This window comes from Streptomyces gobiensis (assembly GCF_021216675.1).
Lineage (GTDB): Bacteria > Actinomycetota > Actinomycetes > Streptomycetales > Streptomycetaceae > Streptomyces > Streptomyces gobiensis.
The window spans coordinates 3,704,085-3,725,167 of the sequence record NZ_CP086120.1 but is presented as its reverse complement, the minus strand read 5'-3'; the positions used below and the strand labels follow the sequence as shown (position 1 = coordinate 3,725,167).

22 protein-coding genes and 1 pseudogene are annotated in these 21,083 nt (G+C 67.8%); 17 read left to right on the top strand and 6 right to left on the bottom strand.

Translation table 11 applies throughout. The features are described from left to right. Position 1: 1 nt before the first annotated feature. The 3 genes from test1122_RS17450 (at position 2) to test1122_RS17445 (ending at position 1,552) form a co-directional block, all read left to right on the top strand. Positions 2-205, top strand: a complete 204-nt coding sequence (locus tag test1122_RS17450; RefSeq protein WP_232270094.1) for an acyl-CoA carboxylase subunit epsilon — start codon at positions 2-4, stop codon at positions 203-205. 558 nt (positions 206-763) lie between these two features. Beyond that, a complete protein-coding gene (mmpB, locus tag test1122_RS26600) occupies positions 764-892 on the top strand; it encodes a morphogenic membrane protein MmpB (protein WP_277879844.1) in 129 nt (42 codons plus the stop codon). 21 nt (positions 893-913) lie between these two features. Further along, a complete protein-coding gene (locus tag test1122_RS17445) occupies positions 914-1,552 on the top strand; it encodes a nucleoside triphosphate pyrophosphatase (protein WP_232270093.1) in 639 nt (212 codons plus the stop codon). Here test1122_RS17445 and test1122_RS17440 read toward each other — a convergent pair. Then, positions 1,549-1,995 carry a hypothetical protein gene (locus test1122_RS17440; protein ID WP_422396999.1) on the bottom strand — a complete coding sequence of 149 codons (447 nt, stop codon included), beginning with the start codon at positions 1,993-1,995 and terminating at the stop codon, positions 1,549-1,551. The two genes, test1122_RS17445 and test1122_RS17440, sit on opposite strands and share 4 nt — an antisense overlap. Positions 1,996-2,412: 417 nt before the next feature. On the opposite strand from test1122_RS17440, the gene test1122_RS17435 reads away from it, so the two are divergent. Then, positions 2,413-4,170, top strand: a complete 1,758-nt coding sequence (locus test1122_RS17435; RefSeq protein ID WP_232270092.1) for an acetyl/propionyl/methylcrotonyl-CoA carboxylase subunit alpha — start codon at positions 2,413-2,415, stop codon at positions 4,168-4,170. 74 nt (positions 4,171-4,244) lie between these two features. Here test1122_RS17435 and test1122_RS17430 read toward each other — a convergent pair whose 3' ends face one another. After that, complete coding sequence (locus tag test1122_RS17430; protein WP_277879843.1) at positions 4,245-5,183, bottom strand: DeoR/GlpR family DNA-binding transcription regulator; 939 nt, start codon at positions 5,181-5,183, stop codon at positions 4,245-4,247. A gap of 603 nt (positions 5,184-5,786) precedes the next feature. Between test1122_RS17430 and test1122_RS17425 the strand changes: the two genes are divergently transcribed. Further along, a complete protein-coding gene (locus test1122_RS17425) occupies positions 5,787-7,013 on the top strand; it encodes a hypothetical protein (protein ID WP_232270091.1) in 1,227 nt (408 codons plus the stop codon). A gap of 13 nt (positions 7,014-7,026) precedes the next feature. Here the strand turns inward: test1122_RS17425 and test1122_RS17420 are convergent. Both test1122_RS17420 and test1122_RS17415 read right to left on the bottom strand, forming a co-directional pair. Next, a pseudogene (locus test1122_RS17420) lies at positions 7,027-7,524 on the bottom strand (type VII secretion integral membrane protein EccD); the annotation flags it as partial. A 138-nt stretch (positions 7,525-7,662) separates the two neighbouring features. Further along, on the bottom strand, positions 7,663-8,493 hold the full coding sequence (locus test1122_RS17415) for a class I SAM-dependent methyltransferase (RefSeq protein WP_232270090.1): 831 nt from the start codon (positions 8,491-8,493) through the stop codon (positions 7,663-7,665). Between the two features lie 74 nt (positions 8,494-8,567). On the opposite strand from test1122_RS17415, the gene test1122_RS17410 reads away from it, so the two are divergent. The 6 genes from test1122_RS17410 to test1122_RS26595 all read left to right on the top strand — a co-directional run bounded on the left by test1122_RS17410 (position 8,568) and on the right by test1122_RS26595 (position 12,702). Continuing rightward, positions 8,568-9,167, top strand: coding sequence for a TetR/AcrR family transcriptional regulator (locus test1122_RS17410; protein ID WP_232270089.1), 600 nt, complete (start codon positions 8,568-8,570; stop codon positions 9,165-9,167). Further along, positions 9,145-9,375 (top strand): hypothetical protein, encoded by a 231-nt coding sequence (locus tag test1122_RS17405; protein WP_232272090.1) that lies wholly within the window; start codon positions 9,145-9,147, stop codon positions 9,373-9,375. The genes test1122_RS17410 and test1122_RS17405 overlap by 23 nt, the downstream gene beginning before the upstream one ends. 156 nt (positions 9,376-9,531) lie before the next feature. Further along, the gene (locus test1122_RS17400) at positions 9,532-9,738 is read left to right on the top strand and encodes a hypothetical protein (protein ID WP_232270088.1); all 207 of its coding nucleotides are present in this window, start codon (positions 9,532-9,534) and stop codon (positions 9,736-9,738) included. 76 nt (positions 9,739-9,814) lie between these two features. After that, positions 9,815-10,927 (top strand): ABC transporter substrate-binding protein, encoded by a 1,113-nt coding sequence (locus tag test1122_RS17395; protein WP_232270087.1) that lies wholly within the window; start codon positions 9,815-9,817, stop codon positions 10,925-10,927. 440 nt (positions 10,928-11,367) lie between these two features. Next, positions 11,368-12,342 carry a DUF222 domain-containing protein gene (locus test1122_RS17390; protein WP_232270086.1) on the top strand — a complete coding sequence of 325 codons (975 nt, stop codon included), beginning with the start codon at positions 11,368-11,370 and terminating at the stop codon, positions 12,340-12,342. A 6-nt stretch (positions 12,343-12,348) separates the two neighbouring features. Next, positions 12,349-12,702, top strand: coding sequence for an HNH endonuclease (locus tag test1122_RS26595; protein WP_338423576.1), 354 nt, complete (start codon positions 12,349-12,351; stop codon positions 12,700-12,702). Positions 12,703-13,158: 456 nt separating this feature from the next. Here the strand turns inward: test1122_RS26595 and test1122_RS17380 are convergent, their stop codons facing one another. Beyond that, entirely contained in the window at positions 13,159-13,533 is a 375-nt protein-coding gene (locus tag test1122_RS17380) for a VOC family protein (protein ID WP_232270084.1), read from the bottom strand. 1,019 nt (positions 13,534-14,552) lie between these two features. Further along, positions 14,553-15,455 (bottom strand): TIGR01777 family oxidoreductase, encoded by a 903-nt coding sequence (locus test1122_RS17375; RefSeq protein WP_232270083.1) that lies wholly within the window; start codon positions 15,453-15,455, stop codon positions 14,553-14,555. A gap of 446 nt (positions 15,456-15,901) precedes the next feature. Between test1122_RS17375 and test1122_RS17370 the strand changes: the two genes are divergently transcribed. The 6 genes from test1122_RS17370 to test1122_RS17345 all read left to right on the top strand — a co-directional run bounded on the left by test1122_RS17370 (position 15,902) and on the right by test1122_RS17345 (position 21,055). After that, positions 15,902-16,150, top strand: coding sequence for an antitoxin MazE7 (locus tag test1122_RS17370; protein WP_232270082.1), 249 nt, complete (start codon positions 15,902-15,904; stop codon positions 16,148-16,150). Between the two features lie 4 nt (positions 16,151-16,154). Continuing rightward, positions 16,155-16,532: a toxin Doc gene (locus test1122_RS17365; protein WP_232270081.1), complete on the top strand. Its 378-nt coding sequence runs from the start codon at positions 16,155-16,157 to the stop codon at positions 16,530-16,532. Between the two features lie 203 nt (positions 16,533-16,735). Further along, entirely contained in the window at positions 16,736-18,226 is a 1,491-nt protein-coding gene (locus test1122_RS17360; RefSeq protein WP_232270080.1) for a sulfotransferase family protein, read from the top strand. 35 nt (positions 18,227-18,261) lie between these two features. Further along, entirely contained in the window at positions 18,262-19,257 is a 996-nt protein-coding gene (locus test1122_RS17355) for an NAD-dependent epimerase/dehydratase family protein (protein ID WP_277879842.1), read from the top strand. Between the two features lie 109 nt (positions 19,258-19,366). Next, positions 19,367-20,143 carry an NAD-dependent epimerase/dehydratase family protein gene (locus test1122_RS17350; RefSeq protein ID WP_232270078.1) on the top strand — a complete coding sequence of 259 codons (777 nt, stop codon included), beginning with the start codon at positions 19,367-19,369 and terminating at the stop codon, positions 20,141-20,143. Positions 20,144-20,221: 78 nt separating this feature from the next. Continuing rightward, positions 20,222-21,055 (top strand): glycosyltransferase family A protein, encoded by an 834-nt coding sequence (locus tag test1122_RS17345; protein ID WP_232270077.1) that lies wholly within the window; start codon positions 20,222-20,224, stop codon positions 21,053-21,055. The last annotated feature ends 28 nt before the right edge of the window (positions 21,056-21,083 follow it).

Below are 21,083 nucleotides of genomic sequence, written 5' to 3'. Positions count from 1 at the left end.
CATGATCAAGGTTGTCCGGGGCAACCCGACCCCCGAGGAGCTGGCCGCCGCACTGGCGGTGGTTCAGGCGCGGGCGGCCGCGGCGGCCACCGCGGCGCCCGGCTCCCGGCCCGCCTCCGAGTGGTCCGACCCGGCCCGCGTAATCCCGCGCCGCCTCCCCCACCCGGGCCCCCACGCCTGGCGCACCACCTTCTGGCCCGCCTGAGGGGCGCCCTTCCCCTTCTTGACGGCGTCCTCGCATTGTTCGGCCCTGGGGGCCTCACAAGCTTCGGCCGCCTGCGCCGGACTCCGTCCGTCGGTGGTTGTGGCTGAGCGCCGCTGTCGGCGGAGGGATTCCCCTAACCCGGCCCCTTCCCGAAACTGGAGGCTCCGCCCCCAGGCCCCCGAGGTGTTGTGGGCACTCGCAGCCCCGCGAGGGGCTGTGGGTGGGCACAACACCGGCCACCGGCCCGCACCGGCCAGCGCCGGGGCCCGGGGCGAAGCCCCGGTTTCCGGGAAGGGGCGGGATACGGGGACAGCCACCCCCGGCCCCCCGGCAGCCGGGCGAAGCCCCGCCACGCGGCGGAGCCGCATATCGGCACAGCCGGGAGGGGGCGGGAATTGGGGAAACCCACCCACGGCACCCCCGCAACCAGGCGAAGCCCCGCCACGCGGCGCAGCCGCACACCGGTGCGACCGGAAAGCGGGAGATGCCCCCTCCGGCGCACCCAGTTGAGTACGCGTACTCAGGCGCCCGACCAAAACGCGTCGCAGTCTTGAGTACATGCTCTGGTCCGACCCCTCCGACACCCCCTCGGAGCGGCTCCGCGCCGCCCAGGCGCGACTACGCCGAGCGGGCTGGATCCTAGCGATCATGATCCTGGTGATGACCATCGCCATCGGCGTCAAGTGACCACTCTCGTACGATGACCCCATGACCTCGCGCCCCGTCCCTGACCCCGCCCCCGGCCCCACCCCCGCCCGCCGCCTCGTCCTCGCCTCACAGTCCCCCGCCCGGCTCGGGCTCCTGAGGCAGGCCGGTCTGCGCCCCGAAGTGATCGTCAGCGGCGTCGACGAGGACGCCCTCACCGCCCCCACCCCGGGTGAGCTGGCCCTGGCGCTGGCCGAGGCCAAAGCGGCGGCCGTCGCCGCCCGCCCGGAGGCCGCCGACGCCCTGGTCATCGGCTGTGACTCGGTCCTGGAGCTGGACGGCGAACCGCTGGGCAAGCCCGTCGACGCCGAGGACGCCACCGCCCGCTGGAAGTCGATGCGTGGCCGCTCCGGCATCCTCCAGACCGGCCACTGCGTCATCGACACCGCAACGGGTCGCCGCGCCTCCGCCACCGCCGCCACGACGGTCCACTTCGGCGACCCGACCGACGCCGAGATCGCCGCCTACGTCGCCTCCGGCGAACCGCTCCACGTCGCCGGCGCCTTCACCCTCGACGGCCGCTCGGCCCCCTTCATCGAAGGCATCGAGGGCGACCACGGCAACGTCATCGGCCTCTCCCTCCCCCTGCTCCGCCGCCTCCTGGCCGACCTGGACGTATCCATCACCGACCTCTGGTGCTAACCACGAAGCCGCTCAACCGCCCCCGCCCTCACCGCCCCGACCGTCCCGACCGGCCTGTCGTACGCCAACAGCGTCAGAACAATCAGCCCCAGGACAGTCATCACAGCGCCAAAGGCAAGCCACCCCACCAGACCCACCGAAAACGCGCCGAGCACCCCGTGCACCACGGCACAACTGACCAGCACCGTACGGAGAAAGCCACCCGGTGCCCGGTCACGTATGGCGGTACGGAGCAGGATCAGGCCGCACAGCACCAGATAGCCGCCGAAGAGGCCACCGGCGACCCAGGTGGAGAGGGTCATCACATGGGGGTCGAGCCCGGCCAGGGACATGGACTGCTTGTCCACGACCATGCCAAGGAACCAGTTGAGCAGGGCGATGAGGACCCCTTCGAGCATCAGCACCACGGCCGCCACCACGGCCAACGGTCTCCTGTTCGCCACCCCGCCCCCCTGCCTGACGTTGCCCTGACGCTGCCCTGACCTTGCCCAGACGCCGCCCTGGCGTCGTTACCGCCGGTATCGCAGGCCGCGAACGTTACTAGCGGGTAATGCCAGCGGCAAGAGGGTCAACCGCACCGCGCCGAGGGGTCACCCTCCACCCGCAAAGAATCCTCTGCCCGTTAGTAGGGATTCCACAAAAATCTGGGGGAACCAGTCGTCAGTGCATCCAGAGACCTTGGCCACATTCCGGCTCTCCAGTCAGGCTCGAATACCCGGCGTACCGTGGGACGACAAGGGAATTGAGGAGGGGGCGGCGGGTCCCGCTACATTCCGTGTGGGCAAGCTCACCCCGCTGGGTGACTCGGCGTGCGGTGTCGCCAGTACCTAAACTCAGCTTGTTTCAAGGAGGGAGTCATCGTGCGCAAGGTGCTCATCGCCAACCGCGGCGAAATCGCTGTCCGCGTCGCCCGAGCTTGCCGGGATGCCGGGATCGCGAGCGTAGCCGTCTACGCCGAGCCGGACCGGGACGCGCTACATGTCCGGGCCGCCGACGAGGCTTATGCGCTGGGCGGTGACACTCCGGCCGCTAGCTACCTGGATGTCGCCAAGGTGCTGAAGGCAGCCGCCGATTCGGAGGCGGACGCCATCCATCCTGGATACGGCTTCCTCTCGGAGAACGCCGAATTCGCCCAGGCCGTGCTGGACGCCGGGCTGATCTGGATCGGACCGCCGCCGCAGGCCATCCGCGATCTCGGCGACAAGGTCGCGGCGCGGCATATCGCCCAGCGCGCTGGTGCCCCGCTCGTCGCGGGCACCAAGGACCCGGTGAGTGGCGCGGAGGAGGTCGTGACCTTCGCGCGGGAGAACGGGCTGCCGATCGCCATCAAGGCCGCCTTCGGCGGTGGCGGCCGCGGTCTGAAGGTCGCGCGCACCCTGGAAGAGGTGCCGGAGCTCTACGACTCGGCGGTACGTGAGGCGGTCGCCGCCTTCGGTCGTGGCGAATGCTTCGTCGAGCGCTACCTCGACCGTCCCCGGCATGTGGAGACCCAGTGCCTGGCCGACCAGCACGGCAACGTCGTCGTCGTGTCGACCCGCGACTGCTCGCTCCAGCGCCGTCACCAGAAGCTGGTGGAGGAGGCCCCGGCCCCCTTCCTGACCGATGAGCAGAACGCCGAGCTGTACCGGGCCTCCAAGGCGATCCTGCGCGAAGCGGGCTATGTCGGCGCGGGCACCTGTGAGTTCCTGGTCGGCCAGGACGGCACGATCTCCTTCCTGGAGGTCAACACCCGGCTTCAGGTCGAGCACCCGGTAACCGAGGAGGTCACCGGCATCGACCTGGTCCGGGAGATGTTCCGGATCGCCGATGGCGAGGAGCTGGGCTACGACGATCCGCCGCTGCGGGGTCACTCCATCGAGTTCCGTATCAACGGCGAGGACCCGGGCCGTAACTTCCTGCCCGCCCCGGGGACCGTCACCAAGTTCGCCCCGCCGGCGGGCCCCGGCGTACGGCTGGACGCGGGCGTGGAGACCGGCTCGGTCATCGGCCCGGCCTGGGACTCGCTGCTGGCCAAGCTGATCATCACCGGCGCCACCCGGCGGCAGGCGCTGCAGCGCGCCGCCCGTGCGCTGGCCGAGTTCCAGGTCGAGGGCATGGCGACGGCGATCCCGTTCCACCGCACGGTGGTCGAGGATCCGGCCTTCACCCGGGAGCCGTTCGGCGTCCACACCCGGTGGATCGAGACGGAGTTCGTCAACGAGATCAAGCCGTTCGCCGGTGCCGGCGTAGCCGAAGAGGAGGACGAGGGCACCCGGGAGACGGTGGTCGTCGAGGTCGGCGGTAAACGGCTGGAGGTCTCCCTCCCGGCCTCCCTGGGCATGCCGCTGGCTCGTGCGGCGGTGGCCGGGGGTGCGAAGCCGGCCCGTCGTAAGGCGGCGAAGAAGTCCGCCTCGGCGGCGTCCGGTGACGCGCTCGCCTCGCCGATGCAGGGCACGATCGTGAAGGTCGCGGTGGAGGAGGGCCAGGAGGTCGCCGAGGGCGAACTCATCGTCGTCCTGGAGGCGATGAAGATGGAGCAGCCGCTGAACGCCCACCGCGCGGGCACGGTCAAGGACCTCTCCGCGGAGGTCGGCGCGTCGATCTCCTCCGGCACGGTGATCTGCGAGATCAAGGACTGACCCGCAAGCGCCGGAGGGGCTCACTGCGAGCCCCTCCGGCGCTTGATTTTTTAAGCCAGGGGAGAAAACACCCCCTACGGCCGCCGCCGGGGCGCCAGATCCGCGACCGGCGCCGCCGCGGCCCGCAGCGGCGGCGCGGAACCGCCCCCACCCGGCGGATGGTTACGACGCTGCCCCGGCAACGGGGGAACCTCGCGGCGGTTAACACCCCCGCCACCCTCCAGCACCGGACCGGGACCGGCCGCCGCGATCTGGACACCCTGGTCGGCCAACGCCTGAAGCTCCGCCACCGCCCGGTCATCCTGAACCGGCGGCTCATCCGTCACCAGCCGGGTGATGACATCCGTGGGCACCGTCTGGAACATCGTGTCGGTGCCCAGCTTCGTATGGTCAGCCAGGATGACCACTTCCCCAGCCGCCTGCACCAGCGCCCGGTCGACGCTCGCCGACAGCATGTTGGAGGTGGAGAGCCCGCGCTCAGCGGTGAGCCCGCTGCCGGAGATAAAGGCACGGGAGACGCGAAGCCCCTGCAAGGACTGCTCAGCGCCGCTGCCGACCAACGCGTAGTTGGAGCCGCGCAGCGTGCCGCCGGTCATCACGACTTCGACCCGGTTGGCGTGCGCCAACGCCTGTGCCACCAGCAGCGAGTTGGTGACAACGGTCAGCCCGGCGATCCGGGCGAGCCGCCGCGCCAGCTCCTGCGTCGTCGTACCGGCGCCGACGACAATGGCCTCACCCTCCTCGACGAGACTGGCCGCTAGATCGGCGATAGCCGTCTTCTCCGCGGTCGCGGACAAGGATTTCTGAGGAAAGCCGGACTCCCGGGTGAAGCCACCCGGCAGGACCGCACCGCCGTGCCGGCGGTCAAGCAGTCCTTCTGCCTCCAGCGCCCGGACATCGCGCCGGACGGTCACTTCGGAGGTCTGGACGACGCGGGCGAGCTCACGGAGCGACACGGCCCCGTTGGCTCGCACCATTTCGAGGATCAACTGACGACGTTCTGCAGCGAACACGAAACTCACAGTAACGCCAGCGACCGTCTGGTTTCAGCAGAATGCCTCAATTAACCGAAGTTGTTCACACTCGAACCCTCAACGTGGTATACGAGACCGACCTACCCCAGCCAGACCGTAGGGATGCCGAGCCAAGCGTCGTGTGCTACTGGGTCGGCAGCGCGATGCCGAAGGCATCGTCATGGCTGCCAGCGGGCTGACCCAAGTCGCCCTCAACCACTCCGAGTGACGGCAGCTGGGATGGGGCTGGCGAGCTGGAACCGTACGGCGTCTTCCAGCCGCCGCACGGCGGATCTGCATAGGGCGAACGAGGGGGTTGCCGATCCCCATTCGAGTCACAGCCCTCTGTTCGCACGACGAATCGGCTCCCCACCTGGTCTCCCGACTCCGTTGGCATGGTGCCAGCCGCGGGGCCCGAGGTAGCGCTCCCGTTCTGAGGCTGGTGAGGGTCATCGGAATAACGGGGAGTGGTGATCGAAGAGTTACTCAGCCGTTCTCTCGCACATACGTCCGGGTGGTTAAAGTCGCCAGGTCAGACGGTCCGTTCGACGCTCGGCGAGGCCGGACCCGCCCACCTGCACAGAGTGAGAGAGCACCAACAGCATGGCAGCCAAGCCGCCCTCGTCCGGAGCGTCCGAAGGCCCCGAGGAGGGAGCGTCCATACCGGACCCGGAGTGGGAGAGGTTCCAGCGGGACCTTGAGGTCGGCGCACGGGCCGCCGCCGCGCCCAAGGAGCCTTCCGCGCGGGCCCGGATGGTGGCTGAACGGCTGCGGCAGACGGACGAGGCGGCCGTGGCGCGGCAGCAGCGCAAACGCCGCTGGGGTCGGAAGCGGGAGCCTGAGCCCTGGCAGCCGGAGGGCTGGCGGACCGGACCCGCCTGGCAGGAGATGAACGGCAAGCAGCACAGGCTGGGCAAGTGGCTGGCCGGGCTCATGGCGCTGGCGGCAGTCGGTTGGGGCGCCACGATGCTGCTTGACCAGCGATACGGGCTCAACCTGGCTGGTGGAGCGGACGAGCCGCTGCCTGCCGAGACCGTGGCACCGACCACCGCCCCGCCGGGCGAACTGGCTCCCGATACGCCGACGCTGGAGGAGCCGTTCGCCGGTTCGCCCGCCCGGCGCTGGGCGGACGGCGCGGACGCGATCGAGCTGCCCAAGGCGCGGCGAACCGGGAATGTGTCGGCGGCGGAGGTCAAGGCGGGGCTGAAGACGTTCAAGGAGTTCCTGGTCGCGACGAACCTCGACCCGGACGTGCTGAACGGGGGCCGACCCAAGGCAGCGCTGGCGCTCATCGATCCCCAGCAGCCGGAGCTCGCCTCCATGCGCGAGGCGTTGAAGAACCCGAGTGAGCGGAACGATCCGATCGCATGGGTCTCCCGGTTCGCCCCGGAGGAGGTGCGGCTGGTCGGTGAGGCAGTGAAGGTGCGCGGCCGGATGAAGGTAAAGGAGGCGGAGGGCGGCAATGCTGCCATTCGCGCCGACTACACCTTCACCTACCCGGTGGAAAAAGTAGCGAATCCGGGCGAGGTCACGCGCACGATCGTCCGCAGGATCGTCGAAGTACAGGTGAGCCCCGCCGGGCAGCAGAGCGCGGCGGGCAAGATCTGGCTGATCGAGTACCGGGGGAATTTCGGCAACCACGCCTGCGACGACGGCGACGGGTTCCTGCATCCCGAATTCCCCTCCGACCTGCTTGGCAGCGACCGTCCGACCGGGCCGACGAGGGACCCCTACGACCGCAGCCGCCCGCTCGAGGAACTGGAGGAACTCGAAGAAGGGGAAAGGGAAGGGGAAGACTCCGAGAAGTGCGGGGCGGTGTCCAGAGTCTGAAGGCGCCAGCGCGTCACCCGCTCGTCATGGACCGGGCGGCCGAGTAAACGTCCAGTACGGCCAGCGCCAGGGGTGTGAGCAACAGCAGGAGCAGCCCCTCGCCGAGATCGAGGAGCCGTCCCCAGAACGGCGTCACCCCGGCCCGCGGGACGATCCGTCCGATGGCCGTGAGCAGCGCGGCCCCGCCGCCCAGGGCCACCGCCAGCCAGACCGTACGGATGCCCAGCGCACCATCGGCGGGTGTGCCCAGCGCGACCCCGAAGATCAGCAGGGCGACCGCCCCCAGACCGGCGGTCAGCACACAGGCCACCTGCACCGTGTAGCGGAACAGCCGGGCGCGCGTCAGCATCGCCAGACCGGCGGCGAGCGCGAGCAGTTGCCCCCAGCCGCTGCCGGAGAAGCCGAGCACGGCCACGGCGCCGAGGACGACGACGCAGCAGCCGCCAACGAGCCCGAGCAGCACCTCGTGCCCCCGGCGCGCCTGGCGCTGGCTGTCGTACGGGATCTGCGTGAGTACCGGTCCCGGCTTCGGTGGAGGAGCTGGAGTAGTTCGAGACCGACATGCTGGCCGGGTTGATCCTCGCGCGGGCCTCGGCGGGGCACCGCGCAGGCCGAGTCAGGCGAGCAGTGGATAGGCCGTAAAGCCGGGTCAGGCGGAACCGGTTCGCGACGCGGTGACGACCACCGTGGCGTAACGCATCGTGAAGCTGCCACCTATCGCGTCGATAGCGGCCCCGACGCCCTCCAACACCTCCGCCAGCTTATCCGGTGGGAGCCGGGTGAAGGCGCCCTGTGTGGGCATCTGGTCCAGCCACGCGTCCCGGGTATAAGTCCACTCCCAGTCGAACCGCCACTGCTCCGGTTCACCGAACCCGCCCACCTCTCGGATGCCGTCGGCGGCCTTGGCGAGCAGCACCTGGTACCCGTCCAGGGACCCCTTCGTCATCGCCTGGAAGTCGAACGGCGCGTCAGGCATCACCTGCTGGCAGACCGCAACGACGACTTTCGCCACGTCGGGCGGAAACTGGAAAATGTTCCAGAACGCCGCCAGCCGACCGCCAGGGCGCAGCACCTGCGCGGCCTTGGCCATTCCCGCGACCGGGTCGATCCAGTGCCAGGACTGTCCGGCGACGACCGCATCGAATTCCCGGTCGGCCGGGTCCCAGTCTTCGAACGTCGCTACGTCAACCTCGCCCCCGAGTTGCCGCGCCAGGTCAGCCATCCGCGCGTCTGGCTCTACCCCGAGCACCCTGCAGCCGGCCGCCTGGAACTGTCTGGCGGCGATGCCGGTGCCAGAGCCGACGTCGAGGACGTCGGGGCCGGGGCTGGCGCCGACGATCCGGTCCACCATGCCTTCGGGGTAGCGGGGCCGGGCCCGGTCATAGCGCTCGGCGTCCGAGCCGAACGACTCCGCTACCTCTCGGCGTTCATGAGGCTCGTGTTCGTAAAGAGGCGCTCGCTCCGGCGGTATAGTGGGCATGCGCCCACTATGAATGGGCGTGCGCCCACTCGTCAATCGGGACGGGCCGACGGAAAGTAAGGAGGAGATGCACGGTGCCGACGGGGGTAGTCATCCGCGACGTGCGCAAGCAGCTGTTCGACGCCGCCGAGCGTGTCCTGCTCCGGGACGGGCCAAGCGCGCTGACCAGCCGGGCGGTCACCACTGAGGCAGCCTGCGCGAAGGGCGTCCTGCACCGGCACTTCGCCGACTTCGACGCTTTCCTCGCCGAGCTCGTGCTGGACCGTATCGCCCAGATCGACAACCAAGCCGCCGCCCTGCGCAACTCCGCCGGGACCGCCACCGTCGCTGACAATCTCATCGGCGCCCTGACGGACCTGTTCGGGTCGGTCGCCGTGGCGATCGTCGGCCTCGTCACCTCCCGGGATGACCTACGCGCCCGGCTCCGCCGGACCACGCCGACCGGCATCCCGGTACTGACGGAAGCTACGGCCATGATCGCCTCTTACCTCACCGCCGAGCGCGAACTGGGCCGCATCGCGGCGGATGCCGACGTCGACACCCTCGCACCCACGCTGATCGGGACCGGACACATGCTCTTCGCCGACCGGAAAGGCACCCCACCGAAGGCCGGAGCCATCCGCAAGGTCGTGACTGTGGTCATCGCCGGCATTGTGCAAGAACCGCTGCGATGAACGGCCCATCAGCAAGTCCGGGGATCGGGCAGGGGGTCCTTCCTCCTTCGACTGCGAGATCGGCGACCTGCTGATCCCCGAGCCGGAGAAGGTCAGCCGCCCGGGACAGGCGGAGACGGAACGAGCGGCGGTTGGTGCCGGGACCGCCGTGACCGGCAGTGATCCCCAAGCGCCGGGACGGCCGGTCGCTGCCGCCGGAGTGAACTGATGGCGCGCTTCCCGAAGGGCTACGTCAAGCCCACCACCAGCTCCTGCCCAGGTTGTCCGGCCTGGGACGACTTCCGCAGGGCGGGCGAGGGGGTGAGGAGTTCGGAGGGCTCCAGGGGCGCGTTCATGCCCGGGACCTTCTCAATAAACGGTGGCCGTGGGGTTGTTGAAGCCCGAGGTTTCTGAAGGAGTTTTTGAAGGCGTGTCGCGGACGTTCGATCTTGAACGCCGGATCTTCAGAAAACGATGGCTTCTTGAAGCCTGTCAGCTCAGCGAACAAATAATCGGTTGCCTGTTGGCGATGGTGGTGGATGCAATGTCCGGCATGGTACCCAGGTGCGCCCGCCACGGCGAGATGAGATGAACGCGTACTACCGGGCCTTGCCACTCTGCGATCCGGGCAAGCTGCAACCGAATCGTCACTTGGGAGACGCCAACGCATGAATGCGCCACCATCGCCACCTGGAGCGGAGCGGACTGACGGTTCATCCGTCCAGATCGGCGCTCTCGTTCCGCTGACTCGGCCTGGCTGGGTCGAGGCAGGCCAACACTTGCTCGGTGGACTCGAGCTGGCTGTTCGCGAAGTCAATGACGCCGGCGGGATCGTCGGAAGACCACTCGAGCTGGTGGTCCGGGACACCGCGGCTGATCCACAGAGGGCCGCGGCGGCCGTAGATGAATTGGCTCGCCTGGGCGTGGCTGCCTTGGCGGGGGAGTATCACAGCGTCGTCGCTCGCGCCGCTGCCACCAGGGCCGACGCCCTCGGCCTGCCGTTCCTCTGCTCGTCAGCGGTTCTCGACGCGCTCACCGAACAGCCAACGGAATGGGTTGCGCGCCTCGCCCCGGCGCAGTCCCACGGCTGGCAGATCTACGCAGACTTCCTCCTCAGCGCGGGCTACAGCCGAATCGCCGTAGCAGCCGAGTCGAGTGTCTACTGGGCATCTGGGGCCCGCATTCTGCGGGACTACCTCGCTCCACGCGGCGGCACCGTCATCGAACTCGACATGCGCGCGCTCGCCCCCACGGCCATGTGCGACGAACTCGTCGACAATCGCGCGACAGCCCTCCTTCTTCTGGTCGGCCACCCGGAGCCGGCAGTGTCGATCGTCAAGTCTGTCCGCCGCGACCAGCGCCTCGCCGAGATCATGATTGGTGCTCCGGCCGGGCAACCGGAATTCGCCGAATGGGCAACGTTGCTGGGCGACGACAGCGCCGCGATCCCGTTCTTGCGCTACCTGCCCGAGCGCCTCAGCCCACTCGGTGCACGAGTCGAGACGGCCCTCCGCGAGCGGCTAGCCGAAGCGCCCTCCTTCGTCGCCTTCGAGGGCTACGACACGGTCGCCGTCCTCGCCGATGTGCTGCGTTCTCACGGCGCGGACTGGGCGCGCACTGCCGAATCCTGGCCGCGCGTTGCAGTCGAAGGCACCCGCGGGCAGATTCAGTTCTCCCGCACGCCAGGCATCAGCGTTTGGCAATGGGCTTGGACACCAATCCAAGTCGTTGATCGAGATCCGGCGGAACCCGACCGCTTTCGGACCCTTCACGCCAGCTGAGAGACCACGGAGGTCCGACTGCCCAGATCTGTCCGAACTTGAGGCTGTCTACCTGTCTACGTGTTAATACGGGGTCTCAGCTTCGCGGCGGGGCCCCGACCGCATTCTCAGACTATCGCGCGACAGCCGGCGCTAGCCCGGGGCAGCCCAGAGAGGGCCAGCAGTCGGACCGGCATCAAGACCAATCTCAGCGCCAACCACGGTTCCATTGACCCCCGACGCCGTACGCCGTCCGACTGCGGGCAGGGCGGCTGTTCTGGCAGCTGGCAGGGACGTGTCCGGGTGAACTGGACAAGATCATCGAGTGGCACCGGGACGGGAAAGGGAGCTTATCGTTCGGGTGACTTTCGAGTGATGACCTGGGTTCTTCACGTCACGTTCGAGATAATAGGAGGCAGCAATACACCAGCCCAGGGCTGGCGTTGAGGGGGGTGAGCGCCATGGGCGCTGTCGCGGTAGGTGTCGCTGATCCGGAGACGGCCGATGACTGGGCGGCCTATCTGGCGGTGATGCCAGTGGGGGCGGAGACCGCCGCGATGCTGCCGATCCTGCAGACCGGACAGCTCTCCGGGGCGGGCCGGATCGACGCGCTGCGGGCCTTTGAGCGTCACGCGGAGTGGATCCAGGCCCAGCAAGTACGGGTGCTGGCCCAGCTGGAGGACGATCCCCTCCCCTGCATCCCCGGCCGCCGCGATGAGCGGGCGGACTATGAGACCACCGTCGAGCACGTGGCCTGTGCCCTGCGGCTCTCGCACACCAGCGCCGCAAGCCGACTGCGTGACGCCCGCGAACTGACCGGGATCTTCGACCGCACGCTGAATCTCCTTGAGGAAGGAAAGATTCACTACATGCAGGCCCACGCCGTGGTCGACACGACAGCCAACTGCACCGAGGAAGCCGCCCGGCGGGTCGAAACACTGGCGCTCCCGCTCATGCCAGAACAGTCGGTGTCCGCGACGCGCAAAGCGCTGCGCCGGGCGGTACTCAAAGCCGACCCGGAAGGCGCCGATCAGCGCCACCAGCGAGCACGGGAGGACCGTGCGGTCTCCCACACCCCGGCGGAGGAGGGCATGGCCTGGTGGAACGCCTACCTCCCAGCCGAAGACGTCGCACGCATGGACGCCGCCATCGACACCCACGCCCAGGCCATCAAAACCGAAGACGATGAACGCACACTGGACCAGCGCCGCGCCGACGCCCTCGTCGACCTCGTCAACCGGAACACCCAAACCCCCGGTGATCTTGTCCAGTTGAACCGGACAGCCCCCACAGGCCGCTCCGCACCACTCCTACAGATCACCGTCAGCTTCGACACACTCATCGGCGCCAGCAATGATCCCGCCGAGCTCAAGGGCTACGGCCCCATCACCGCCGGACAGGCCCGCGCCCTGGCCCACGAGCCCGGCTCCATCTAGCGCCGCCTGCTCATCCACCCCACAACCGGACAACTCATCAAAACCGATCCCACCACCTACAAACCCACCGCAGAAGTCGAACGCCACATCATCGCCCGCGACCAGCACTGCCAATTCCCCACCTGCCACATGCCCGCCCACCGAAGCGACCTGGACCACATCCACCCCTTCAACCACACCCACCCGAAGGCAGGAGGACAAACCGTGCCAGAAAACCTCATCGCCCTCTGCCGCCGCCACCACGGCCTGAAACACCGCGCCGGATGGACCGTTCAACGCGACACCACCACCGGCCACACCACCTGGACCGCCCCCACCGGCCACCACTACACCACCCACCCCCACAGCTACGCCGCATAAAGCCCCACCACGACCGTGATCTTGGCCGATTAGAACGGACACCCCCGCCCACCATGAGACCCGCAGCCGGACGGCGTACCCCCACGCACCCGTCACAAAGCGGAGCGACCCCCACCGGCCCCAGCCACAGCGCGGCAGCAGCCCGCCACGGTGCCCACGAGATCCGGAACCAGGCACCCACCCGACTCCCACGGCGCCGGGGTGTGAACCTCAACCACCCACCAGCCCGCACACCGCAACCACCGAACAGCCACCCACCCCATCCCCTCCCGTAGCCAGCCCCCAGGCCACGCGCACAACCACGAAACCCGCAGACGGCACATCACGTGTCACGTAAACCCCCCACCCAAGCCGCCCCGACTAGGTCGTGTCGGACGGATTATGTGGGGGTGCGCAGGGTCTGGCGCACATCTGCACACCAGAACAACCTGCCCTCAGTACCAGCTCAACTTGAGGTCACTGCGCCCGCTCGGCGGCACTGCGCTCAACGCAGAATTCATTGCCCTCGGGATCGGCCAGGGTCACCCAGCCGGTCCCGTCGGGCCTGCGGTGATCTCCGACGACGGTGGCGCCCAGCGCGAGAATGCGCTCCACCTCCTCATCCCGCGACCGGTCCTGTGGCTGCAGGTCCACATGCACCCGGTTTTTAACAGTCTTGGCATCCGGCACCGTCACAAACAGCAGCGTTGAGCCCGGCGCCGTGACCAGTGCCTCTGGGTCTCCCGGGAAGTCGTCGGCGGCAAGCGAGCCGCCCAGGACAGTGGCCCAGAACTGCCCCAAGCGGTAGGCGTTGGAGCAGTCGAAGGTGAGGTGTCGTACAAGAGAGGCCATGCGGCGCACTATCGGTCAGGCCCGCCGGGCCTGTCCATCGGAATTCCCTCTGCCTGGAAAAGCGGGCTCAGGAGCCCGGCGCCGCGATCGGCGGGCCTGGATCCCTCAGCAGTTCGCAAGAACGTCCACACCAACGGGTGAAATGAACCAATTTCACGGTAGATCCCGTATACGAGGGGCAGAGACATCGCGTCCCCGTGCAGACAGGGGAGTTCAGGCACCCACCGAAGAACGTGAGGGAAAGCGACCAGAGTTGCACTGGCATCCGTATCCGCATCAGGCGGATACCGGGGGCGCCGCCCGGCAGATCGGTATGAGGCAAGGGGGACGTAATGGGGCTGTGCAGGAAGAGAGCAGCTGGTGCGGCTGCCGCGTTGGCGCTCGTAGCGGGGCTGACGGTAACGGGGAGCTCGGCGTCGGCGCAGGACGCCAAGCCCTCGGCGTCCACCAAGAACCATTGCACCGGGTGGCTGTGCGGGGGTGTGAACAACCAGGCCGAGGATCGGCACATGTGGTACACCACGGCCCTGGGAGCGTCAGGGCGGGACTGCACCGTCTGGAACTGGGGCGGTGGAACTCGGGAGAACGAGAATCGAACCGAGTGCGGGTTCCCGGATCTCCTCATGCCCGGCGAGTCCATCGGCGGTAACTGGAGCGGCCTCGCTGTAGACGCCTTCGCCTACAGCATCGACTACCGCGTCGCCTGGAAGCGCAGCAGCGCAACGACCGTCTACCAGACCGTCAGGGCGGGAACATGGACCAAGATCCGAGACCACGAGCAGGCCACCTGCATCTCCAGCCGAACGGACTCCGTCCCCACCTGCCTAGTCAGAAGGTCCCTTTGGTCATGATCGAGGAATGAGAATCTGCAGCACTGGACAGTCCAACAAGGCTGCTCGCCGGAGTAGCACGGCTTGAGCACCGACACGGTCACTGCGTCGCTCGCCCACACCGCCGCCATCGCCATCTTGCATGGACCCGGGGGCATGGGGCTTGCCGGGTGCGACCCCGGTGGGGGCTCACGGTGCCAGCAGCTCCCGCAGGGCCGGGTTGAGGTGGGGATGAGCGAAGGAGAAGCCGGCATCGAACAGACGTGAGGGCACACAGCGGCGACCGGTCAGGGCCAGCGCCGGATCGGTGCGCAGCAGGGCCGCGCCGACACGGACCAGCGGTGCGGGTGCAGGCGGGGCCGGTAGGCGGCGCAGAACCTGCCGCAACGTAGCCATGAGCTCGGCGTTGCGAACCGGGTTCGGGCTGGTGGCGTGGAAGATGCCGGTCAGGGCGGGGTCGTCCAACGACAGGCGGATGACGGCGAGGAGATCAGCGATGTGCAGCCAGCTGACCCACTGCTGGCCAGTGCCCACCCGGCCGCCCAGACCCCAGCGGACGAGCCCGGCCAGCCGGTCGAGCGCGGGGGTGTTCCGGTCGAGGACGATCCCAGTGCGCAGCACGACCTGGCGGCCGGTAGGTACACCGGCTGCTGCGGCCTCCCAGGCGCGGGCGACCCCCGCCATCTGCGGCGGGTCGTCAGCCGGTGGCGCGCTTTCGTCAAGGACGCGATCGCCGCCGTCCCCGTAGATGGCCAGCGTGCTCATCTGGATCCACACCGCGGGTTGCTGGTCCAGCGTCGCCGCGGCCTGAGCCAGAGCCCTGGTCGGTTCCACCCGTGACCGGGTCAGCAGTTCAACGTTGGCCGCTGTCGGCCTGCGGTCCACCAGCTCGCCAGCGAGGTTGACCAAGGCCGCCCCCTCCAGCTCCCGCGCCCACGGACCCACGCTGACCCCGTCCCAGGCCACCTGCCGGTACCGACCGCCAGGGCGGGGAGAACGGGTCAGGATCACTGTCTCGGCGCCGCGGGCGGACAGGTCGGCGGCGATACGTCGCCCCAGCGCACCCGTCCCACCAGCAAGTACCACCCGCACAGCGCATCTCCCTCATCCATGGCCCGCATCGCTCGATGGCCCGCACCGCTCGATCGATCGCCGCATCATTAGAGCACCCGCCATACACCTGCATGACGGCGGCCATTGCCGGGCGACACCGGTGCCTTGCCTCAGGAACCCTGAAGAGGAACCGGTTAATTCGGGCAAACACCTCGCCGGGCAGCTCCCGAAGACGCCAGCGCCGCCACACCAACAACCACGCCCCGCACATCACCCGCACGTTCAGCGGCTCAGCGATGCGTTGGCTGTGCGGACACTGGGAGTGCAGGACACGACTTCATGGCCTTCACCGCAAGGATTCCATATCGTCACGAAGTGGACAGAACTGCAATTAATACAGCAGCGAAACGATCGAAAAGTGCCAGGTCAGTGCCAATCTCCACGGTAGGCATGCATGAAAGCATGCGGATGTGCATACTCGACACATGGCTGATACCAGCGTACGAATCGACGAAGCGACGAAGAACCGACTCGCAGCTCTGGCCGCCGATCGCGGCATGAGTCTGCGCTCTTTCCTTGCGGAGTTGTCCAGAGAAGAAGAGAACCGGCAGCACCTGACCAGGGCGACGGTCGCATTCCGCACTGCCATCGAACGGGACGGCTTCGCCGACGCATTCGACCGTGACTTCGGCGGCACACCCGCGTCCGCCCCTAACACCCGCCGGGCGGCCTGATCAAGTGGAATTGCTGATCGATCACCGTTGGCTCCTCGACCGCCAGGAAGACCTGCTCGGCCATAAGGAGCTCGCGGTCCGCGACTACTCGGGCCTCGTCGCTGCCACCGCCCGGCACCGGGTGAATACCCCAAGCCTGGAAGTAGATGCCCCGGACGCGTACTGGCGAGCCGCCGCGCTGCTCGACACAATCGTCCTGCAGAGGCCGCTGCCCGCCCGCAACGAATTCTTCGGCTACGGCGTCGCGGTGGCGTACATCGAGGCCTCTGGCGAGACCGTGGAGGCGTCGTACGAACAGTGGCGAGACCTTATCAACGACATCCGCGCCCTGCGGCTCACCGCTTTCGATATCGCAGACCGCCTGAGATCCTGGAAAACCTAGCGGCAGGCCGGAATCATGCGGTGTCTGTCTTTGCCGCAGCGGCGCCGAGCACGGCGCCGGGCCAGCGAGGGTCGGCCGTCGCACCCGCAGTCTGGCCCCTGTGCGGCGGCTGTGACTGGGCGGGGTGATAGTCCGGAAATCGGCGGTTGGCTGCGGGGTCCCGGGTAAAGGCTTCCGGAAGTCACACGAGAAGGCGGGCCCGCATGAACGCCGGGACCACAGGCACGATCTGGACCGTGGAAGGCAATTTCTCGCCCTCTGGTGGGCGCGGCGTCAATCTCGTACTGCGCACCGTCGGGGAACGCACCACCGACCTGGCTCTCGCGCTGGCCATCAAGCATGTGCGCCCGAACCGGGTGCACATCGTCGACAACGTACGCCCGTTCTGGCGGGCCGTCGAGCGGATGCTGGAGATCGGGCACGGGGGCGCCTCACATGTGGTGTTTCTCGACGCCGACTGCCTCATCCTCGAAGACCTGCGCCCGTTTCTTGACGCGAACGAACTCGCCTATGTCGACTGTTATGTCCAGGATCCCTTCCGGGGCCGCGTTGCGTGCGGAGTGCACATCACGCGCATCGATGTGGTGGAGCGCATGCGGCGGACCGAACCGCCGAGGGACGACATCCGGTGGATGCTGCGTCCCGAGAGCACCCGCCGGTCCCTCGCACTGCGCGGTGTTCAGGACAGCGTGCAGTACAGGGGCGCCCACATCCTGCACGATCATTTCCAGCGCTACGACCACATCTTCGCCAAGATCGCCCTCCGGGAGCTCCGCAGCCGTACCGAGGCTTCCCGCCCCGTATTCGAGGCGGCCATCGAGCGGTGGGGCCAGGGTGCGGACTACGACGTTGCCCGCGCCGCCGTGGCGCACGCCCGAGAACATATTCCCCCGAGCTCACCTGCGCCCGAGGTCCAGAAGTACATCGAGAGCCTCCCGGACCTGGCGCACCGCGAGATCGGGGCGATGAACCTGCCGGAACGACCCGCACTGACCATGCGAGAGGTGCGGCAAGCGGGCGAACGTATCCGCCCCACGCAGGGACGAGGCGCGGAGCGGCGCAAGGTCTTTGGCGTGGGACTGCCCCGCACTGGTACCAGCAGTCTGCGGATGGCGCTGCATCTGCTGGGCCACGACGTCGCGCACTACCCCGTCGACCAGGCCTCGCTCAACACCCTGGCCCGGGGGGACGGCCGCTTCCCGCTGCTGGACCATTACGACGGCCTCGCCGACCTCACCACCGTCCCGTGCTTCCGCGAACTCGACGCCCTCCACCCCGGCGCGAAGTTCATCCTGACCGTCCGGAACAAGAGGAGCTGGCTGACGTCTCTCGAGAATCACTGGTGGGACCGCTCCGTGTCCGGCTCGCCCTACGGCGAGCCGGACAGTGCTCTGGCTGCCCCCATGGGAATCCGGCGCTTTCTGCAGGCGGCCGTCTACGGTTGCTACGAGTTCAACGCCGATCGTCTATCGCGCGTTTACGACGAGCACGTCGGCACCGTCCGTGATTACTTCGACGGCCGACCCGATGACCTCCTCGTACTGGACATCGTCGGCGGCGAAGGATGGGACAAGCTCGCCCCCTTCCTCGGCAGCGCAGCACCCGCCGACCCGTTTCCCCACATGGGCCTTCAGTCGCAGAGACCCGACAGGAATCACGCCCTCGCCTCCCATGACATGGCCACTCGGAAGTGAGCGAGCCCAAGTACACACCACCTACCGGAGGACTCATGGACTCTGCCCCATTACCTGAAGCGCCCCGTCGCGCCTTGGTCACGGGCATTGCCGGCTTCATCGCCTCTCATGTGTCCGACTCCCTGCTTCGCCAGGGCACGCAGGTCATCGGGGTCGACCGGCGTCTGCCTGACCGGGGGATCGCCGCCGTCAACCTCCGCAGCAGCCTGCGGCATCCCGCGTTCCGTTACCTCCACGCGGATCTGCTGCATCACGACCTGGCCCCGGCCGTCGCGGGGGCGGATGTCGTGTTCCACCTCGCGGGGCTGCCCGGTGTCCGGCCTTCCTGGGGCGCGGCTTTCCCCGACTACCTCGACTGCAATGTGCTGGCCACCCAGCGGCTGATGGCGGAATGCGAGAGACAGCATGTCCCCCGGCTGGTCCTCGCATCCTCCTCCAGCGTCTACGGGCAGACTGGCGACGGCCCTTGCCGCGAAGACACCGCGACCCGGCCCATCTCGCCCTACGGGATCACCAAACTCGCCGCCGAACAGCTCTGCCTCGCCTACGCGCGGCGCCACACCGCCACCACCAGCGTCGTAGCACTGCGCTACTTCACTGTTTACGGGCCACGCCAGCGCACCGACATGCTGATCGGCAGAGCATTGCGGGCAGGGCTGAGTGGGGTCCCACTGCACATATTCGGCGACGGATCAAACCGTCGTGACTTCACCTACATCGATGACGTGGTCACCGCGACACTGGCGGCGGCCACAGCCCCTGCCTGTGCCGAGGTCATCAACATCGGTGGCGGAGTCGGCACGTCCGTCAAAGGGCTCCTGGAAACCGTCGAACGAGTAGCCACGGTGGTGGTACGGACCATTGCCGCGCCCCCGCAGCCAGGAGACATGAGCACGACTCAGGCCGACACGCGCAAGGCGCGAAGGCTCCTGGCCTGGCGCCCCTGCGTGGACCTGACGACCGGAGTGACCCGCCAAATGGAGTGGATCAAACGGTCTGCCGGCAGGTCGGGCAAAGCCCTGTGCTCATAGCGCGGCCGTCCGTGCGGGGCGTCCGTCTTCCCCGCGATGCCAGCGGGGGAAGGATTGGTTCCAGGTGAAGTACGGCAAAGTGACCTCTGTGGCAAAGAGACTTGGGACGGTGGCCGTCACCGGTGCGGCCGGACGGATCGGTTCGGCGGTACGGGCCGGTCTGCGCGACGAGGTGTCCCGCCTGGTACTCATCGATCGTGCCGGCCTCACCGCGCAATCGCCCACGGAAGATGTTCACAAGCTTGACCTGCGTGACGCGGAAGCGGTGACAGCGGCCCTGCGAGGCGCGGACGCGGTGGTACACCTGGGTGGGATTCCTGACGAAGCCCCATTGCCGTATCTGCTGGACAGCAATGTCCAAGGGACATTCAGCGTGCTGGAGGGCGCGCGGCGGCAAGGGCTGCGGCGGGTGGTGCTCGCCAGTAGTAACCATGTGACCGGCTTCTATCCGGTCCTGGAGACCGTGACACCTGAGATGCCCACGCGTCCGGACAGTCTGTACGGGGTGAGCAAGGTCGCGGTGGAGGCGCTCGGGCGCTTGTACGCGGACAAGTTCGGCCTGTCGGTGGTGTGCCTGCGCATCGGGAGCTTCCAGGACCGGGTGAGCGAAGGACGACACCTGTCCACGTGGTTGAGCCCGCGCGACGGTCTTGGCTTCGTCCGCGCGGCTCTCACCGCCTGCGATGTACGCTTCGCGACGGCCTATGCCGTCTCCGCCAATACCCGACGGTTCTGGGACACCGATAGCGGGGCGGACCTGGGGTATGTGCCCATGGACAATGCCGAGTCCTTCGCGTCCCGCATCGCGGTCGACGGAGAGTCGGCCCAAAGCGTTCTGCAAGGCGGCGCGCATACCCGTGCGGAATATACGCTCCGGCACCTATGAAGACTGGCCCGGCTATTGCGGACTGGTCGCCATGACGCGGTACTCGTCGTCAATCGCCCTGTGGTATAGGGTGACTTCATGGGTCGGATAGAGAATCCACAGGTGTGCGTTGTCACGCCAACCAAGAACCGTCCGGACCGTTTGATACGCGCCATGGCGTCGGTTAAGGCCCAGGTCGGCGTGGCCTCCCGGCACATTGTGCTGGGAGATAACTGTCGTTTCCTGGCCGATCCGAGAAATGTCGAGAAGTTGCGCGGCAGATTTCCTGAAGCGACCATACACAATGTGCGACGATCCGATCTTGCTGACGTACCGGAAGAGGAGCTGGAGTACGTCGTTGGACGTCTGGCACACTTACGCAACCGGGGAATCGAGATGGCCGACGCGGAGTACGTGGCCCATCTCGACGATGACAACGTCTTCCACCCAACCCACCTCAGATCTCTGATGGACGTGCTGTGGACGAACCCGGCAGCTCAGGCTGCCCACAGCTGGCGTCGCCTGCTCACAAGGGAAGGCGTGGAACTCATCCCAGACGGCGAAGACCCATGGTACGGCGAGCCGGCCAAGCGCGCTCAGTCCTACGAGCGCTTACGGGCCCTGGGGATATTCGAGCCAGGATCATGCGTGATGCGGGATACCCTTCGTGTCGGTGACCAGATCCGAGGGGTCGACACGAGCGAGCTTCTGGTCCGGTCCAGTCTTCACGAGCGGATTCCGTTCCCCACACGGTTCTCGCGGGAGCAGCGGCGACTTGGCTACACGGAGGACCTGGCCTTCAGTCGCGAGCTGGTCCGACAGGAAGTACCGGTGCTGTGCAGTCGGCAGGCTACTGTCGATTACTACATGGGTGGGCATTCCAATAGCAGGGCCTTTGTGGAGCTTCGTGACGCCCGTTTGGATAACCAATAAAGGAACTTCCGGGCGATTACCGCCTTGG

Coding starts and splice junctions, on each gene's coding strand:
- test1122_RS17450 (WP_232270094.1), top strand. CDS start 2: ATGATCAAGGTTGTCCGGGGCAACCCGACCCCCGAGGAGCTGGCCGCC.
- mmpB (WP_277879844.1), top strand. CDS start 764: ATGCTCTGGTCCGACCCCTCCGACACCCCCTCGGAGCGGCTCCGCGCC.
- test1122_RS17445 (WP_232270093.1), top strand. CDS start 914: ATGACCTCGCGCCCCGTCCCTGACCCCGCCCCCGGCCCCACCCCCGCC.
- test1122_RS17425 (WP_232270091.1), top strand. CDS start 5,787: ATGGCAGCCAAGCCGCCCTCGTCCGGAGCGTCCGAAGGCCCCGAGGAG.
- test1122_RS17415 (WP_232270090.1), bottom strand. CDS start 8,493: ATGCCCACTATACCGCCGGAGCGAGCGCCTCTTTACGAACACGAGCCT.
- test1122_RS17395 (WP_232270087.1), top strand. CDS start 9,815: ATGAATGCGCCACCATCGCCACCTGGAGCGGAGCGGACTGACGGTTCA.
- test1122_RS17390 (WP_232270086.1), top strand. CDS start 11,368: ATGGGCGCTGTCGCGGTAGGTGTCGCTGATCCGGAGACGGCCGATGAC.
- test1122_RS17380 (WP_232270084.1), bottom strand. CDS start 13,533: ATGGCCTCTCTTGTACGACACCTCACCTTCGACTGCTCCAACGCCTAC.
- test1122_RS17370 (WP_232270082.1), top strand. CDS start 15,902: ATGGCTGATACCAGCGTACGAATCGACGAAGCGACGAAGAACCGACTC.
- test1122_RS17360 (WP_232270080.1), top strand. CDS start 16,736: ATGAACGCCGGGACCACAGGCACGATCTGGACCGTGGAAGGCAATTTC.
- test1122_RS17355 (WP_277879842.1), top strand. CDS start 18,262: ATGGACTCTGCCCCATTACCTGAAGCGCCCCGTCGCGCCTTGGTCACG.
- test1122_RS17345 (WP_232270077.1), top strand. CDS start 20,222: ATGGGTCGGATAGAGAATCCACAGGTGTGCGTTGTCACGCCAACCAAG.